The sequence below is a fragment of the Hydrogenispora ethanolica genome, from assembly GCF_004340685.1.
Taxonomy (GTDB): domain Bacteria; phylum Bacillota; class UBA4882; order UBA8346; family UBA8346; genus Hydrogenispora; species Hydrogenispora ethanolica.
Genome location: NZ_SLUN01000041.1, coordinates 1 through 16,745, shown reverse-complemented (window position 1 = coordinate 16,745; position 16,745 = coordinate 1). Strand labels below are relative to the sequence as shown.

General features: G+C 54.2%; 14 protein-coding genes. 7 read left to right on the top strand and 7 right to left on the bottom strand.

The annotated features are described in order from the left end of the window. Nucleotides 1-123: 123 nt before the first annotated feature. The 5 genes from EDC14_RS22730 (at nt 124) to EDC14_RS22710 (ending at nt 5,280) form a co-directional block, all read left to right on the top strand. Nucleotides 124-744: a TetR/AcrR family transcriptional regulator gene (locus EDC14_RS22730; RefSeq protein WP_132016739.1), complete on the top strand. Its 621-nt coding sequence runs from the start codon at nt 124-126 to the stop codon at nt 742-744. Between the two features lie 87 nt (nt 745-831). Beyond that, nucleotides 832-2,247: a TolC family protein gene (locus tag EDC14_RS22725; protein WP_132016737.1), complete on the top strand. Its 1,416-nt coding sequence runs from the start codon at nt 832-834 to the stop codon at nt 2,245-2,247. Next, a complete protein-coding gene (locus EDC14_RS22720; RefSeq protein ID WP_132016735.1) occupies nt 2,244-3,254 on the top strand; it encodes an HlyD family secretion protein in 1,011 nt (336 codons plus the stop codon). Before EDC14_RS22725 ends, EDC14_RS22720 begins: the two co-directional genes overlap by 4 nt. A gap of 230 nt (nt 3,255-3,484) precedes the next feature. Then, nucleotides 3,485-4,126: an ABC transporter ATP-binding protein gene (locus EDC14_RS22715; protein WP_243663085.1), complete on the top strand. Its 642-nt coding sequence runs from the start codon at nt 3,485-3,487 to the stop codon at nt 4,124-4,126. Continuing rightward, nucleotides 4,123-5,280: an ABC transporter permease gene (locus tag EDC14_RS22710; protein ID WP_165908243.1), complete on the top strand. Its 1,158-nt coding sequence runs from the start codon at nt 4,123-4,125 to the stop codon at nt 5,278-5,280. Before EDC14_RS22715 ends, EDC14_RS22710 begins: the two co-directional genes overlap by 4 nt. Nucleotides 5,281-5,304: 24 nt before the next feature. Here EDC14_RS22710 and EDC14_RS22705 read toward each other — a convergent pair whose 3' ends face one another. Beyond that, nucleotides 5,305-6,210: a radical SAM protein gene (locus EDC14_RS22705; protein WP_132016729.1), complete on the bottom strand. Its 906-nt coding sequence runs from the start codon at nt 6,208-6,210 to the stop codon at nt 5,305-5,307. Between the two features lie 317 nt (nt 6,211-6,527). Between EDC14_RS22705 and EDC14_RS22700 the strand changes: the two genes are divergently transcribed. Both EDC14_RS22700 and EDC14_RS22695 read left to right on the top strand, forming a co-directional pair. Further along, nucleotides 6,528-7,289 carry a heparan-alpha-glucosaminide N-acetyltransferase gene (locus tag EDC14_RS22700; protein WP_132016727.1) on the top strand — a complete coding sequence of 254 codons (762 nt, stop codon included), beginning with the start codon at nt 6,528-6,530 and terminating at the stop codon, nt 7,287-7,289. 938 nt (nt 7,290-8,227) lie between these two features. After that, the gene (locus EDC14_RS22695; protein ID WP_132016725.1) at nt 8,228-9,094 is read left to right on the top strand and encodes an alpha/beta hydrolase; all 867 of its coding nucleotides are present in this window, start codon (nt 8,228-8,230) and stop codon (nt 9,092-9,094) included. 198 nt (nt 9,095-9,292) lie between these two features. Here the strand turns inward: EDC14_RS22695 and EDC14_RS22690 are convergent, their stop codons facing one another. The 6 genes from EDC14_RS22690 to EDC14_RS22665 form a co-directional block, all read right to left on the bottom strand. Next, nucleotides 9,293-9,961 carry a hypothetical protein gene (locus tag EDC14_RS22690; RefSeq protein ID WP_132016723.1) on the bottom strand — a complete coding sequence of 223 codons (669 nt, stop codon included), beginning with the start codon at nt 9,959-9,961 and terminating at the stop codon, nt 9,293-9,295. A gap of 24 nt (nt 9,962-9,985) precedes the next feature. Beyond that, the gene (locus tag EDC14_RS22685; protein WP_132016721.1) at nt 9,986-11,335 is read right to left on the bottom strand and encodes a glycoside hydrolase family 28 protein; all 1,350 of its coding nucleotides are present in this window, start codon (nt 11,333-11,335) and stop codon (nt 9,986-9,988) included. A 318-nt stretch (nt 11,336-11,653) separates the two neighbouring features. After that, the gene (locus EDC14_RS22680; protein ID WP_165908242.1) at nt 11,654-13,147 is read right to left on the bottom strand and encodes a sulfatase family protein; all 1,494 of its coding nucleotides are present in this window, start codon (nt 13,145-13,147) and stop codon (nt 11,654-11,656) included. 24 nt (nt 13,148-13,171) lie between these two features. Then, a complete protein-coding gene (locus EDC14_RS22675) occupies nt 13,172-13,948 on the bottom strand; it encodes a carbohydrate ABC transporter permease (RefSeq protein WP_243663084.1) in 777 nt (258 codons plus the stop codon). A gap of 95 nt (nt 13,949-14,043) precedes the next feature. After that, the gene (locus EDC14_RS22670; protein ID WP_132016715.1) at nt 14,044-14,958 is read right to left on the bottom strand and encodes a carbohydrate ABC transporter permease; all 915 of its coding nucleotides are present in this window, start codon (nt 14,956-14,958) and stop codon (nt 14,044-14,046) included. A 251-nt stretch (nt 14,959-15,209) separates the two neighbouring features. Further along, nucleotides 15,210-16,526 carry an extracellular solute-binding protein gene (locus EDC14_RS22665; RefSeq protein ID WP_132016713.1) on the bottom strand — a complete coding sequence of 439 codons (1,317 nt, stop codon included), beginning with the start codon at nt 16,524-16,526 and terminating at the stop codon, nt 15,210-15,212. Nucleotides 16,527-16,745: the final 219 nt, after the last annotated feature.

Sequence of the window (16,745 nt, the reverse complement as noted above, 5' to 3'; positions counted from 1 at the left end):
CCCAGTTGATGGCCTTTATCACGGCAAATCGCAATTTGCTCCCTTCGGAAAGGGGGGGTAGAATAAATTATCGACCGTCGGTCGGATTAAGACTTAAATTCGATTATCGAGGGAGGTGGCCGCTTGACAGTAGCCAACCGCAGAGAACGCGAGCAGCAGATGCGCAGGGAAGTGATTATGACTGCTGCCCAAAAACTATTCTCCCAAAAAGGCTTTGAACTTACCACGGTGGATGAGATTGCCGGCGAGGCCGAATTGGGCAAGGGGACGATCTATTCTTACTTTAAAAGCAAGGATGAGATTTACATCGCCATTCTCGAAAAAGGTCTGGACCTTTTGCGGGAACGGATGAACGGAGTCATCGCCGAGGGGAAGTCGGCTACCGAAACTTTATATGGCCTCTATGACACCTTCATCCAGTACCACCGGGAACGGCGCGGCCTGATCGAGACCCTCTTCGTGCAGGTGGATGAGCAGATCTTTCTCCATCTCGGCGACCTGGTGCGGGGATTGAAGAATAAATCCTCGGAATGGGTGGAGATGGTCAGCCGGGTGCTGCGGGAAGGGATCGCCGCCGGCGAGTTTGTCGATTTCGACGTGGATAAGATGGCCAAGACGATCATCGGCCTGATCCTGGGCATCATTATCCAGTATGAAATGGGCCGGATCGGCGACGACCTCGACCATTACCGGGAGTCCATCTTTCAATTGGCCATGTATGGGATTCATCAGCAAAAGGGTTAAGGTCCCGCAAACGGAAAGATAATTTTTTTTGGCTATCTCGACTGTCAGTCAATTATCGTCCCTGAGTATAGCAAAGGAGTGAAACGAATGAAAGTAAAGGCGCGGCAATGGCCGATGGTTGCCGGATTGGCGGTGGCGATTGCCATTTTGGGACTCGGCCCGGTTTGCCTGGCCGAGAGCAAGCCGGCTCAAAACCTGACGGTGGACCAAGCGGTCCAGATCGCCATGGCGAACAGCTTACAACGCCAGCTGGCCCAAGGCGATGTCCGGACGGCCCGGGCCAAAGCGGGGCAGGCGGCTTCGGCCTACGGCCCGCAGGTCACTTTGAGCGGGGCGTACAACCACCTGAACGACCCGCCGGACATTGTGACGGTGGGCCGGGGGTTGGCGCAATTGAATAATAGCCTGAAACAAATTTTTGCGAAGTCGGATAGTAGCTATTACCAATATATTGCCTCCCAAATGTCTGAAGAAGAGCTTCCCGATGACGGGCTGAATTACTACGGGCTCCAGATTCATCTGGCCCAGCCGCTCTATACCGGGAATAAACTGACGGCTGCCAATAAGCAGGCCCAGGCCAACGAGTCCAACGCCCGGGCCAATCTGGCCGCGGCCGAAAACGGCCTGGTAATGGAGGTCAAAAAAGCCTACTATACCGTCCTCTTCACCCAGCGGCTGGAGGTGACGATGGAGGAAGCGGTGGCCAGCATGGAGCATCACCTGGCCGAGGCCAATTCCTATTACAAGGCGGGCATGGTGCCCAAACTCGATGTGATGCGGGCCGAGGTGAAGCTGGCCGACCTGAAGCAAAAGCAGCTGCTGGCCCAGAACAACTTGAACCTGGCCCGGAGCGCCTTCAACTTCGTGTTGGGAGTCGACCTGAGCACGGTTTACGTGTTAAACGACCAGATGAGTTCCGCCCCCTTGCCGCAGGATCTGTCTTCTTGCCAGGCGCGGGCCTTGCAGAACCGGCCGGAGCTGGCAGCGGCCCATGCCAAGGTGGAGATGGCCCGGCAGGCGGTGGCCATCGCCAAGAGCGGCAAAAAGCCGACCGTGGCCCTGGTGGTCGACGGCCATAAGATCGAGCCCAACAACGAAGCGCCGTCATTGACGGTCGGAGTGGTCGCCACCATGAAACTATACGACCACGGCCTGGTGGATCAACAGGTGGCGGAGGCCGAGAGCGTCTTGCAGCAGGCGAACACCGGCCGGGAGCTGCTCGAACGCGGCGTCAAACTCGAAGTGGAGCAGGCCTACCGCAATGCTGAGGCCGCCCTGGCTGCGATCCAGGTCGCCGAAAAGAGCCTGGCCCAGGCCCAGGAGACGCTGCGGATGGTGGAGATCAGTTACCAGGCGGGGCTCAGCACCTCGCTGGAGCGGATCGACGCCGAGGTCGGCCTGACCCAGGCCAAGAACAATTACAGCCAGGCCCTGAGCATGTATAACATCGCATTGGCCCAGTTGGACCGGGCCATGGGAAAGGGTAAGGAGGATTCCAAATGAAGATTGCCGGGAAAGTGTTGGTGGGATTATTCATCGTACTGGTGGGCGCGGCGCTGCTCTTCGTGACGCTGCACCGTTCCCGGGCCACGGTGGCCGGGGACGAGGCGCAGCCGGTCGAGATCAGCGGCAGCCTGGAAGCGGAAGAGACCGATGTGAATGTCAAGATCCCCGGCCGGGTGGCCCAGATGCTGGTGGATGAGGGCGACGAGGTGACCGCCGGCCAGGTCATCGCGGTCATGGAAGCGGACAATATCGAGGCCAAGGCGAACCTGGCCAAAGCGGCCCTGGCGGCGGCCACCTTTCAGTACGAAAAGGCGCGGAACGGCGCCCGGCCGCAGCAGCTTGAACAGGCCCGGGAGATGATGGCGCAGGCCAAAGCAGGCTTCGACCTGGCGCAGAGCACTTACAACCGGCTCTCCTTATTATATAAGGAAGGGGTCCTGGCCCAGCAGAAGCTGGATGTGGCCGGCACCGAGCTGGAAGTGGCGCGGGCCCGTTACAACGCGGCCAAGGAACAATACGATCTGGTCCGGGAGGGCGCGCAGAAAGAGGACGTCGAGTCCGCCGCGGCCCTGGTCCGGCAGGCCCAGGCGGCTTCGGACGAAGTCCAGACCTACCTGAACGACGCCAAAGTCAAAGCGCCGATCGGCGGAACCGTCACCATGAAGGCGGTGACCGGCGGCGAATTGGTCTCCACCGGCATGCCCATCGTGACCATCAGCGATTTGCGCGACATCCACGTCGAGGTCAAGGTGCGCGAGACCGCTCTGGGGCAGTTTCGCCTGGGGCAGATCGTGCCGGTGAAGGTTTTGGGCGTTCCGGGCAAGGTCTACCGGGGCAAGGTCTATAATATCGGCGCCAAGCCCAGTTACGCCACGGAACGGGCCTACCAGGAGAAAGGCGAGAAGGACCTGGTCGCCTTCGGGGTCAAGATCAAGCTCGATAATTCCGACCTGAAGCTCCGCCCGGGGATGACCGCCCTGATATCGCTGGCGCCCCGGAAGTGACGGAAAGTATACTATTATAGGATGAAATAAATATCTATCGAAGATTTGCATTCCTAAAGCCGAATGCAAATGGTATTAAATCGGAATTTATTTCATCCTATTACAGCGGTAATAAGTTGAATTAAATCCTTTCAATTTTTGATCATGGCCGGCTTTAGGGACATGATTATCAAAGGTATTTAATTTAACTTATAGAGCGACACGGGAAGAAGGGATCTGCCTTGGGCAATGTGCTGGAGATGAAAAACGCCGGCTGCCGCCGGGGATGGCGGAAAGAATGGCTGCTCGACGGGGTCGAATTGACCGTCGCCGCCGGAGAGCGGGCCGGCGTCTTTGGAATCAGCGGTGCGGGCAAGACCGTCCTGGCTGAGCTGGCCAGCGGGTTGCGCCGGCCGGACCGGGGGACGGTGGAACATTCCGGGACGGCGCTCCTGGTCACCCAGGAGTTCTCCTGGTATCAAGATCTGACGGTCGGAGAGAACCTGGAGTTCTGCCGCTTGATTCACGGCGACGACGGGGCCAGACTGCCGCGGATTGTGGCCGCCGCCGGCCTGGACGGTTGGGAGGGGACGCGGGCCTCCCGGCTCCCGGCGGGGCTCCGGCCGATGCTGCAGGTCGCCTGCGCGCTGGTGGGCGGCGCTGATCTGGTGGTGCTGGACGATCCGAGCCGGGGCCTGGATAAGCCGCTCCGGGGGAAACTCGGCGCGATCCTGGACCAATGGCGGCTGGCCGGAACGGCGGTGCTGGTCTGCACCAGCGACGAAGCGCTGGCCGCGCGGTGCGAGACGGTCTATCACCTGAACCGGCGGACCCTGAGCCGCCTGGAAGAGACCCCCGCCCCGCCGCCGGCGGCGAAGGAGGCGACCCGATGAACACCCTGCAACGGCTGGCCGGTGTGATGAAAAAAGAGTTTCTGCACATCACCCGGGACAATATTCTTTTCATGATCGCCTTTGTGGCGCCGCTGGCGCTGACGCTTTTATGCGGCTTCCTCTATATCCAGCAGAAAGTGACGAATCTGCCGGTGGTCATCTTCGACCAGGATCAATCGGAGATGAGCCGGATGATCACCCGGGCTTTCGGCGATTCGGAGCGGCTGAAGATCGTGGGCGCGGTCGATACCTACGCCCAGCTGGAGCAGGCGCTCCAGAGCGAACGGGCGATCATGGGCGTCGTGATCCCGCCGCATCTGCAATCGGACCTCAAAAACGTCCGCGGCGCCGAAGTCGGACTGGTCATCAACAGTTCGAACATTCTGACCATGAATACGGTGGCCTCCGCCGCCAGCTCGGTGGTGGCGACCATCGGCGCCGGAGTCACTATGAAGGTTATCCAGGGCCTGGGGATGAGTCCGCCCAAGGCATACCAGGCGGTGACGGCGCTGAGTTTCCGGACCCGCAACTGGTACAACCCGACCCTGAGCTATCTCGTCTTCATGCTGGCCGGGCTGATCGGGACCGTGCTGCAGCAGGTGACTTTCCTCGGGGTGGCGCTCTCGTTCGTCAAGGAAAAAGAGCAGGGGACCTGGCGGCAGCTCTCCCTCTCCAAGCTGCGGGTGGGCGAGCTGATCGGAGGCAAGCTGCTGGTCTACTTCATGATTTACGCGTTGGACGCGCTGATCATGTACGGCCTTTGTTTCGGGTATTTCCAAGTGCCGCTGCGCGGCGACCCCTGGCTGCTCCTGCTGACGGTGGCCCTTTTCATCGTGGTCCTGGTGGCGGTGGGCATGGCCATCTCGGTCCTGGCCCAGAACATGCCGCAGGCCATTGAGATTTCCATGCTGATCGCGGTGCCTTCCTTCCTGATCTCCGGCTATACTTGGCCGTATCTCAGCATGCCGCCGGTGATCCAGGTCTTGTCGCGGCTCCTGCCGCTCAGCCATTTCGTGGAGGCGGTCCGGGCCATCGCCATCATGGGCGCCGGCTGGAACGTGGTCTGGCCCAAGCTGGCGATCCTGGCCGTCTTCGCCCTGATCAGCCTGCCCCTGACCTATTGGATGGTCCGGCGGACGATGACCCGGGCCTGAAGACGTACGGGGGAGCAACGGGATTCAGGCGAAATGATGCAGCCCGGCCTCCCTGGCGATCTGCAGCGCCGCTTGGTATTCGCGAGCCGAGAGGCCGCGATGGAGCGGCGGATAATCCTTGGCCCGGTAGGCCGGGTAATATTGGTTCATGAGGTTGATATAGGTATCGGGCGAGATCGCGGCGGCGATGAAACGGACGATCTCGACCGTGCCCGTCAGACCGCCGGGGAGGACCAGGTGGCGGACGATCAGGCCGCGACAGGCGATGCCCCGCTCGTCGAGTTGTAAATCTCCGACCTGGCGGTGCATCTCTGTTAAGCTCGATTTCACCGCGGCGAAATAATCCGGCGCCCCGGCGAGCTTGAGACCAGTCGCGTCGTCGCCGAACTTGACATCCGGCAGATAAATGTCGACCACCCCGTCCAGCAGTTCCAGCGCGGCAAGGGATTCGTAACCGCCGCAGTTATAAACGAGCGGCAGGCTCAGGCCGCGGGCAGCCGCCACTTCCAGGGCGGCGAGGATCGGGGGCAGGTAGGGAGTGGGGGTGACCAGGTTGATGTTATGGCAGCCCTTCTCCTCCAACTCCAGCATCATCCCGGCCAGCGTCTCAACGGATACGGTCTCGCCCTCCCGGAGCTGGCTAATCTCCCAATTCTGACAGAAAACGCACTGTAAATTGCAGCCGGTGAAGAAGATTGTACCGGAGCCGCCCTGGCCCACCAGTACATCTTCCTCGCCGAAATGGGGGCCGTAATCCGCGACTGTTACCGACTGGCCGGCCCGGCAGATACCGGTCCGCCCCCGCAGCCGGTCCGCTTGACAGGCATGGGCGCAGAGGTCGCAACAGGAGAGCCTCCGGTAAGCCTTGGCTTTTCGCTCCGCCAGCCCGCCGTCTTTCAGCAGCCGTACGTAGGAGGCTTGGTAAGGCAAAGACGATTCCCTTCCTTTAATCAGCTTGATCTTGGATCAAAGATTAATCTCCCATTTTTTTATCGATTTATCCGTTATATCGGTTGCATCAGTTTCTTGAGGGCCCGGAATCTTTGCAACTTATTTCTTTGATCATAAGTTCAAATATCCACCGCAAGGTCCGTATTTCCAGCCGTTGGCCATGGGGTGGGAAAGAATACTCAGAATTGATTTCAACGGATATGGCGCTCCCGCCGGGATCTGTTGAGGGTATACCCCTTTTGGGGAAGGGAAAAAATACAGCCGCTGTGCATGAGTTCAGAGAATGGAGACGGCGGATGGGGCGGAATGTCGCGGAGCGGCCGGCCGGGCGGTTCTGGGAGATCGATTTTTTGCGGGGCGCGGCGGTGGTGTCGATGATTCTCATTCACCTGCTGGACGATCTTTATTTCCTTGGCTTCATCCGGAGCTTTCCCTGGCGGGCCGGAATCATCTGGCAGCGGCTCACCGCGGCCCTTTTTTTGACCCTGGCGGGGGTGTCCCTGGCGCTCGGTAGCGCGCGAGCCGGGCCGGAGGAACGCGGCCAGCTGTTTTGGAAAAACTGCCGGCGGGGCGGCAAGATCTTTTTATGGGGGATGCTGGTCACTTTGGTGACCAGGCTTTTCCTGCGGGAGGGTTTTGTCCGCTTCGGGGTGCTGCATCTCATCGGACTGGCCGTCTTGGTGAGTTATCCCTTCTTGCGGCTGCGGTATTGGAATCTGGGTTTCGGCGCGCTCAGCATCGCCCTCGGATCGTACCTCGCCAAGCAGCGAACGGCCGGGCCCTGGCTGCTCTGGCTGGGGATTAAGCCTGAGGATTTTTTCGCGGCCGATTATTTTCCGCTCTTTCCCTGGTTTGGCTTGATCCTGTGGGGCCTGTTCCTGGGCAATACCCTGTATGCCGGCTACCGCCGGCGGTTTCGCTTGCAAGACCGCCGCCACTTGCCGGTGATCCGCTGGGGCTGCCGCTTGGGAGAGCATTCGCTGCTCATTTACCTGATCCACCAGCCGTTATTGATCGGATTGCTCTATCTGTACGGCTGGCTCAGCGGACGCGGATGATGCGCCGGCTGGTTTCGGGAGGAGACGGGGCAACCTTTTCGGTGACGGGTTAAATGGGAAATTGCGGGATCGAGCGGAATGTCCATCCCTACGGATACGGTTTCATTACGAATGCTCTACGAACCGATCGAGCATCGGCGGCTTTTGACCCGCGCCGTTCAAAACGATGAAAGTTTCCAAGCTGCTATGGTCGTGTGATTGCAGAGAGCTCAAATGGATGGGCTCTCTTTTCTTTTGGCGTCGTTTTGCGGATCCGTGACCGGGTTGAGGAGCCGAAAGAGCTCATTTTGCGAGTGACGGATCTCTTTGGGTAACTGAAAGAGCTCTTTCAGTCGCCGGGTAAGCTCTTTTTGTGGAAAAAGAGTTCTTTCAGTCGTTGAACGAGCTCATTTTGTGAATAAACGAGCTCTTTCAGTCGTTGAACAAGCTCTTTTTGTGGATAAGTGAGCTCATTTTGTGACTGAACGAGCTCTTTTTCGGAAGAATGAGCTCTTTCAGTCGCTGAGCAAGCTCATTTTGTGAATAAAAGAGTTCTTTTTGTGAATAAACGATCTATTCCTGTGGATAAACGGGATCGTTGAATAGGGTTAATGAATTTTGGCTGTGGATAAGTCGGGGAAGTGAAGCTAAAACCGGGTAAAATGGGGGGGTAAAGATGGAATGGCTTTCACTCGGATGTCGACGGAGCGACTCCTGCTCCGAAACCAAGGGCAATTTAGAAAAACTTATTGCAACATAGGTAGAGTAAAATAGTATAATAAAATATATGTAAATTTTAATTTAAATGGAAAAATTCAGGAATAAAAATACAACAACAGTCAGAGTATCGGTAGTATCAAATAATACTCCGACTGAGTAGCCAAATACTACTCGTTATGTAACATACCGCGAAAGCCGCGGCCATCAGGACCGTCAATTAAAATGGGAGGAGAATATCGATGGGATTAAACGATATTAAACTTTGGGAAAAAAATCTTCCTGATGCCGACTTAGGTTCCTCTATCGCGGACTTGAATAACCGAGGGTTACCTACCCTGACCCCTTATTTATTAAAAGAAGAGAAACTTCATCCAGCAATTATTGTCTGCCCGGGTGGAGCATTTCAATATAGAGCGTCTCATGAAGGAGAACCCATTGCCAAATGGCTAAATCAAATGGGCATGAATGCTTTTGTTTTGAATTATCGGGTCGCTCCTTATACTCCATTTACTGCAACGAAAGATGCAGTACGCGCGGTTAGGTATCTTCGTTATAATGCCCTAAAATTCAATATTGATCCAGAACGAATCGGCATGATAGGATTTTCAGCTGGTGGATATCTCGCCGCTTTTCTAGGAACTCATTTTGATAATGAAATGATAGAACCGGAAAGTCGCAACGCGCAAATGATGTCGATACTTTTTGGAGAACTAAATTGTAACGATCCGATTGATCAAACGAGCTCTAAACTGAATGCGCTCATTTTATGTTATGCTGAGACATCCCCCTTTTCTAAGGAAAAACTGCCAGCAGGTTCGCTATTACCAAAAGATATTGCAATGGATGAATTGATAGATTTCACTTCAAATCATAAACATGTTACTGCGAAAACGCCGCCGACTTTTCTATGGGTTACAGCGAACGATGACTTTAATTTTCAGCGCCAAAACTTACTTTTCGCCCAAGCGCTAAGTGAGCAAAATCTTTCATTTGAATTCCATATATTCTCCAAAGGTCAGCATGGTTTGGGATTGGGCAAGGATGAACCTGCGGTAGCAATCTGGCCAAAACTTTGTGAAAATTGGCTTCGAGGCTTATGGCCATAACACGGCGCCTCTCGCTAATGGGCGCGGATAGCGAAGCGTAAATAGCTCAGGCTGATTCAATATTCACTCACGCCAGCTTCTTCGGGCTTTTGTGATAAACCTCGACCCGCGGGGTTTATCACGACACTTTGAGTACATGATCAAGACGGTCCAGCTTCCTTCGCTATACTTCGCGGAAGAAATCCTTTTCGCCGTTCCTTAACTTTGGCCCAGTGCGAAATAGGCGGGGATAAACATGAAATTTTCGCCCTTTCCCTCCGGCAGGTGAATAAAGTGATCCTCCGGCCCGGCCTTTAGCCATTCTTGAATCGCCTGGGACGGTTTCGCCAAATCTCCTTGAAGATTGGTGATGGTCTTCGGTTCCTCAAAATAGGAGAACAGAATATTTTCATGGAGCGCGATGAACTGATACTTGTCGCCATACCACAGGCCCTCATCGACCAGGGCCTGATGATGGTAAACATAACTGAAAAGTTTCTCCGGTTTTAGAAAAGCGATCCTTCCCCGGCGCAGTTCGGGAGCTTTGGGCCTGGCCCAATCCTGCTTTCCCTGGGGAAGCGCGTGATAAAAGATGGGGTACATATCGACCCATTCCCGTAATTCCTCCTGTCCCGGCCAGAGTTCCAGATGGGGCGAAAGCGATTTTAGCAGTTGTTCCGGCTTTAGCTCATCTCCGATGCATTCGTAATAGAAAAAAAGTAGCTGTCGGTGATGGTACAGTGCGGCAGTCATGATTTTACCCTCTGCAATGAACCTGCCGAGGATCGCTTGGCATTCTTCCAATGCAACCTTTATTTCCGCCGCGCCATACTCTTTTTTCAGGCTGCTCCGGTAATGAAAACGGTATACTGCGTCTGCGTCTTCCATAATCCTCGTCCTCCCGGATACGGTTTATTCCACTTCTTGGATGTCCAGTGCCAGATCCCGGCAGTTTTCGGTTTCGGTCAGACCGCTCCAATGCTCCATAGGCGGTTTCACTTTCCGGACCCGGCATTCTTTTAGCCGCAGGCCGTTCACATACCGGGCATAGACCGCGGGGATCGCATGGGGATAGACATTTTTGACGGAGGGTTGCTCGTCAAAGAGGCCGCCCGGCTGGCTGCCTTGCTTCGCCAGCGTCAGATCCAGTTCGCTGACGGATACATTCTCAATCGGACAATCCGCTTCAGCGGCGATAAAGACGCCGGATTCCGATTTCAGATGGATGTGGTCGAATTGGATATTCCGGATGACCCCCGGAAAACGCTTTTCCCGGGTGCGGTGCGTTGCCGAAATAAAGAGCGGCTCGCCTTTGCCCCACCATCGGGGGGCGAATTCCCGCTGCGGGGCATCGGCATACCGGCGCACCGCTCCCGTGAGATGATGAACTTGGATGTCTTCGACGGTTCCCCCATCCCGGACCCAGATCCCGACCGCCCGGGAGCAGTCCTCAATGATGCAGTCACTGAATACGACATTGCGGATGGTGCCATGGGTTTCGGTTCCGATCTTGAGCGCCGAATCCTGAGACTTTAATATACACCCCGTAATGATGATGTTTTCGCAATTGCCATACTGCTCCGCCATGGGCCGGGTCGATTTAATGACGATCGCGTCATCTCCGGTCTTCACAATGCAGTTGCTGATCAGGACATCCTGGCAGCAATCGGGGTCGATCCCGTCATTATTGGCGCCCCGGGTGTTATTGAGGATCTGGAGGTTGTGGATGCGTACCCGGCGGCAGCCTGCCAGATGAAGGGTCCAGAAGGCCGCGTCCAACAGGGTGACCTCTTTTACCGTCAGATTTTGGATATCCTCCAGCAGCATCAGGCGCGGCCGGAATCCCTTGATCATCAGCGGCGCTTCGTGAAATCCCCCGTCGGCGTCATCGTCGTACATGATTTCGCGTCCCTGCCCGTCGATGGTTCCCGCGCCGGAGATGGTGATGTTCTCCTCGTGCCATGCCCCGATGAAGCAGCCATCGTTCCAACCATCCGGCCGGGCGGCCTTCAGGGCCCCGTTATCAAAGGCATGAATATCTTCCCGTTTTAAGCTGCAACGCAGCACCGCGCCTTGCTTCAAATGAAGATCGATATGGCTTCTCAGCCGGATGGATCCGCTCAAGTAAATCCCGGCGGGGATGACCACTTGTCCTCCGCCATTTTCATGGCAGAGGTCAATCGCATTTTGAATTGCGCCGGCGTTATTGAACTTTCCGTCGCCGACGGCGCCATACTCCCGAATATCATATACGGTTGCCATTTCTTCCTCCTAGTCATAGCGGATACGATAGATAAGATGAATTAAATAATCCGAACCAGCTTTTCCAGCCTTAAAGCATGGCTGGAAAAGGGTAAAGCGTGGAATTTATTTCATCTTATCCAGCAAGGAAAATATGTCGCCAAGTTTTTTGTTTGGAATATTTAGAAGCCATGTGATAAAGTCCTCAAATTCGGAAATCATCCTTTCAATGGACTAAAAAACGACTTTATCACTTGCTTCTCTGAGCTTTTGTGAACGCCCCGACCTTCGGACGGGGTTTATCACAACGCTTTTAGTGCGACATATATAGTGAACGGCTTAATAAAATCTTCGTCCGAACGGATTGGCGGGAGGTTTGATATCAAGGGGGGCTTTCGCCGCCTTTACCAAGTCGGCGCCGTCCACCATCTCCCGATCGTTGTTTTCCACACACCATTGCCATAACAACTTCCGATATTGGGCCGCCCGGCTCCGGCATTCCGGCGCCAGGTTGCGCAGTTCATGCGGGTCGTTTTCCAGGTCGTAAAGCTCTTCCACTCCGCCGTATACGGTATAGATATATTTGAACCGGCCGTCGGTGATCATGGCAATCTGGCTGTCGGGCCGGTCCGGGTCGGCCGTATTGCACTGCGATACATAGTAATCCCGGACCTTTTCAGCGCGGGTCAATACCGGGGTCAGATCTTTCCCGTCGACCGCCGCCTCCAGCGGTTCTCCGGTCAAACTGCACAGGGTCGGCAACAGATCCTGCAATCCCGCCAGGCATGCGGTACGAAAACTGTCGGGCAGCTTTTTCGGATACTTGATCATCAACGGGATACGGACTGCAGGGTCATAAAGAATCCGCTTGAAATAGATCCCTTTATCGCCCAGCATTTCACCATGATCGGTGGTGTAAACCACAATGGTGTCTTCCTCCAACCCGTTGTCTTTCAAAAATTGCAGCAGCCGGCCGATCTGTTGGTCCTGCAGGGTGATTAACCCGTAATAATTGGCTTTGATCTTCCTTTTGGCCTGGGGCGATAACTTATCCCACATAAACCGGATATATTCCTGATACGAATGGTCAATCCCCAGCTTCAGCAAGTCTTGGATGTCCCCGGCCGGTTCGTCGAGCTCCCGCGGGTCGTACAGCTGGTCATAGGGATGCGGCGGGTCGAACGCCGAATGGGGTTTGGGAAAGGAGGCCCACATCAAAAAGGGTTGATCCGGGGCCGTCTCCAGATGGGTTTGCATATGGTGGAGCGCCCGGTCCGCCACCCAGGTATCCACGTAATGTTCGGCCGGAATCACCGAGCTGGCGGCATAGACATCGTTGTTGCCCATCCCGTTGGCCCGGGTGTAACCATGCCACCCGACCTCCTTCAAATAATCGTAATAATCCTCCAACCCCTCCCGTTCCAAATTGGGGTCAAATTTTTGCAGCACCCGGCCGGACTCATAGAGCTCGACCGTTTCGATGCCATGGGTCACGCGTGCTTCGGGCGCGGCCATATAGGGCAGATAATGCAATTTTCCCATGCAATACGTCTTATAGCCGCGTTTTTGCATCTCCGTCCCCAACAGCGGAAATCCCGGCTGAATAACTCCGTCATTGCCTTTGAACCCCGTACATTGATGCGGGTAGCAACCCGTCGTCAAACTGGCCCGCGCCGGGACGCAGATGGGGTTGGGAGTGTAGGCGTTGGTAAAATGGACGCTTTCCCGCGCCAAGGCGTCCAAATGGGGCGTCCGGATCTTGGAATTGCCGTTGGCGCCGATGGCGTCATAGCGCATCTGATCGCACATGATAAACAGGATATTCGGCTTCATCGCTCTCACCATCCCTTCCTGCGGCTAGCCTTTTAATCCGGTCGTCGCAATGCCCTCGACGAAATACTTCTGCGCAAAAAAGAAGATCAGCACCAGCGGCATCACCGCTACGACCGACATCGCGAAGATCTGGTTCCAGGTTACGCCGCCCGTGGTATCGATCGCCATCCGTAATGCCAGCGATACGGTGAATTTACGGATGCTGTTGATATAGATCAGGGAGTTCAAAAAGTCATTCCAAGTCCACATAAACTGGAAAATCCCCGCTGAAAACAGCGCCGGCTTGGAAAGCGGCATGAGAATATGGGTGAGCGTCATCAGCGGGTTGCAACCATCCAATTCCGCCGATTCATCCAATTCTTTGGGGAGCCCCCGAAAGAACTGAATCAGCATAAAAATAAAGAAGGGATAACACGCAAACGCCGCCGGAATAATGAACGGCAAGTAGCCGTCCAGCCAACCGAAATTTTTAAACAAAATATAACGCGGAATAATGATCACGGCATTGGGAAGCATCAAGGTGGAAATCATCAGCATGAACAGAAACTTTTTGCACGGAAAGTCGAACCGGGAAAACCCGTAGGCCACCAGGATGCTGGAGACCAAGGTGAAAAAGACGGTCCACCCGACCATCCACAAGGAATTTCCGAAAAACGTCGTATAGGTATACTGTCCGGCGCCCTGCCATCCGTCCGGGTAAGAGGACCATACGAAATGTTTGGGCAACAGTTGCAGGGAAGAGAACAGCTCGGTATTTTCCTTAAACGAGGCGAAAAAAAGCCAAATCAACGGATAAACCATGATGATGCCCACCAGGCACAGGAAAAGATAGGTCCAAACCACCTGAGATTCTTCATGGCGCGCATGATTCCCACGATCGGCAAGGGATTGAAAGATCATTGCTGATCACCTCCGTCTTCATAATGCACCCATGCGTTGGAAGACTTGAAGAGCAGCGCCGTAAAGATCATCATGATCGCAAACAGCACCCAAGAAAGCGCCGACGCATAGCCCATCTTTAGGAATTGAAAACCGTCGTCGTAGATTTTTAATCCGAACAAATAGGTTGCGTACATCGGTCCGCCGTTGGTGATTACAAACGCCCCGGTGAACTCCTGCAACGCATTGATCGATTGCATAATCAGATTAAAGAAGATGATCGGCGTCAGCATGGGCAGGGTGATGTTGAAGAATAGGCGAATCCGGCCGGCACCGTCAATGCGGCCCGCTTCATAAAGATCTTCCGGGATTTGTTTCAATCCCGCCAGAAACAGCACCATCGAAGAGCCAAACTGCCATACCACCAGCAGACTGATGGTTATCAGGGCGACATTCGGGCTCCCCAGCCAATCAATGGCCGGAATTCCCACGATAGCTAACATCCGGTTGATGATCCCGCTCTTCATAAAGAGAAACCGCCACAAAATGGCAATGGCCACGCTCCCTCCCATAATTGAGGGAAGATAGTAAGCGGTGCGGAAAAAATTGATCAGTTTCAGTTTCAAATTCAGGATCATGGCGATCAATAACGCGAAAATCAGCTTGGACGGCACAGAGATGAGCGCATAGATTAAGGTAGCTTTTAACGAACCCCAAAAATGGGCATCCTGGGTAAACATCCGGATGTAATTGTCAAACCCGATAAAAACCGGTTTTTTTAAAATGCTGAAGTCCGTGAATGAATATACCAAAGAAGCCAGCAGAGGGTATAATTGAAATACCAAAAACCCGATGAGCCAGGGGGAAATGAATAGCAACCCCCAAAGGCTTCGGTTGAATTGCTTTTTGGATACTCCCCGCGCAGTATGCATTGATCATCAATCCCTTATGATAATTTCGTCAAAGTTGCAAACGGTCCGCCTCGGGAAGCCATGGGATATAGCCTTTCGGAAGAACCGGAAACCCACTTGCTAGAAGGCGACTTTATCCCTTGCTTCCCGGAGCTTTTGGGTTCACCCTGGCCTGCGGACAGGGTTGATCACTCGCTTTTGGATAAAAATAAGGAGATTGGGATCCATTTGATCGGGCAATCTCCCTATTTCGCGTGGAAAAGAGTTTTGCTCTAGCGTTGACTGGATTTCAATTCATTCAGTTTCGCTTTGTAACCCTTGAGAATCTCATCCGCGGCTTGATCCGGGGTGAGTTTGTCGAAGATCATCTTTTCGATGGCATCCTTGTTAATCTGGGAGATCTCGCTGTTTTCAGTCAGGGGTCCCCAAGATTTACCCGGTTTTTTGTTGGCATAATCCAAGGCGTCGGCGATGAGCGGGTCGATTTTAGCCCCATCCACCAGGGCTTTCCGGGCGACACTCGAAGCCGGCGTGGAACGGCTGTCGCCTAAAATCAAGGACGCTTCGCGGTCATTGACAAACCAATTTAAAAATTTCACCGCTTCGGCCGCGTTGCGGGTGGACTTATTGATGGCCAGCAATTGGGAAGGCCGTTGCGGGTTCCCCGACTGTTTCGCGTTTTTATGCATCGGTAACGCGGCGGCAAAGAATTTACGTCCCGCCGGGGCGGTGGACTTCATCTGGCTAATGGTCGAGGTCAGTGCAAACGCCATGCCGATATTGCCGCCGATCCAGCGGATATTCTGCTCGGTCTTTCCGACAAAGGCGCTGCTTTCCCCGAAGGGTTCCATCGTGCCGGTTTTATAGAGTTCGGAGAGATACTTTAACGTTTCGGCGAGTAATTTTTTATCGAAAGCGATGGAATAATCATTGCGGATCCATACATCCCCTGTTTTCTGGGACAGATAGGGGCGGACGATCAGCCGGTTGATAATATCGATATCGCCGGAGATCAAGTAGTCATTCTTGTTTTGATCATGCACTTTCTTGCCGTACTCCAGCAACTTATCCCAGGTCCATACCGTATTGGCCGGAATCTTATATTTATCGAAAAATTCTTTGTTGCAAAGCATGGTGACTACGGAGACTCCCGCCGGGACGCCGATCATTTTGTTACCGACCAAGCAAAAATCTTTTATCAATGCTTTACTGAAAACTTTGGTGTTTATCCGGGTTTTATAGCGGTTTAAATCCAGGAAGAAATCGCCCTGGGTCGTCAATTCCGAGGTCCATTGCGTATCCAGTTGCATGACATCGGGAGCGGTTCCCCCGGCCAGCTGAGTCAGGAGTTTTTTGTAGTATCCGTCGTAACCCATATACTCCGCTTCAATCTTGACATGGGGATTCTTTTTCATGTACGCGTTCAGGGCATTGAGGGTCGCTTTATGGCGCGGATCGCTGCCCCACCAGCAAAAGCGCAAGGTAACCGGCGCATCCTTGGCGGCGGCGGGCTGCCGCTCAGCCAGCGAGGGCAGCAGCAAAAGCATTCCCATCAACAATATGGCGATCATCCGAAAGCTTCTTTTCAATCTCTCTTTCCTCCCTTATTTTCTTTTTTGTAAACCAATCCTAATATACCATTCATGAAAGAGTCCGATAAAGGGAGGCCAATTTGGGAAAGTATCCTTCTATCGGATCTTCGTTTTTGATAGGTGACTTTCCCCCGAATTGCTAGACACTCAGAAGAGGATGTACAATACATCATAAGGAGCTGAGTGAAAATGGCAAAAGAGAAACGGGTATTTACA

Bases quoted from the DNA above. Each gene is read 5' to 3' on its own strand.
- EDC14_RS22725 (WP_132016737.1), top strand. From the start codon at position 832: ATGAAAGTAAAGGCGCGGCAATGGCCGATGGTTGCCGGATTGGCGGTG.
- EDC14_RS22720 (WP_132016735.1), top strand. From the start codon at position 2,244: ATGAAGATTGCCGGGAAAGTGTTGGTGGGATTATTCATCGTACTGGTG.
- EDC14_RS22710 (WP_165908243.1), top strand. From the start codon at position 4,123: ATGAACACCCTGCAACGGCTGGCCGGTGTGATGAAAAAAGAGTTTCTG.
- EDC14_RS22700 (WP_132016727.1), top strand. From the start codon at position 6,528: ATGGGGCGGAATGTCGCGGAGCGGCCGGCCGGGCGGTTCTGGGAGATC.
- EDC14_RS22695 (WP_132016725.1), top strand. From the start codon at position 8,228: ATGGGATTAAACGATATTAAACTTTGGGAAAAAAATCTTCCTGATGCC.
- EDC14_RS22690 (WP_132016723.1), bottom strand. From the start codon at position 9,961: ATGGAAGACGCAGACGCAGTATACCGTTTTCATTACCGGAGCAGCCTG.
- EDC14_RS22685 (WP_132016721.1), bottom strand. From the start codon at position 11,335: ATGGCAACCGTATATGATATTCGGGAGTATGGCGCCGTCGGCGACGGA.
- EDC14_RS22680 (WP_165908242.1), bottom strand. From the start codon at position 13,147: ATGAAGCCGAATATCCTGTTTATCATGTGCGATCAGATGCGCTATGAC.
- EDC14_RS22675 (WP_243663084.1), bottom strand. From the start codon at position 13,948: ATGGTTTATCCGTTGATTTGGCTTTTTTTCGCCTCGTTTAAGGAAAAT.
- EDC14_RS22670 (WP_132016715.1), bottom strand. From the start codon at position 14,958: ATGCATACTGCGCGGGGAGTATCCAAAAAGCAATTCAACCGAAGCCTT.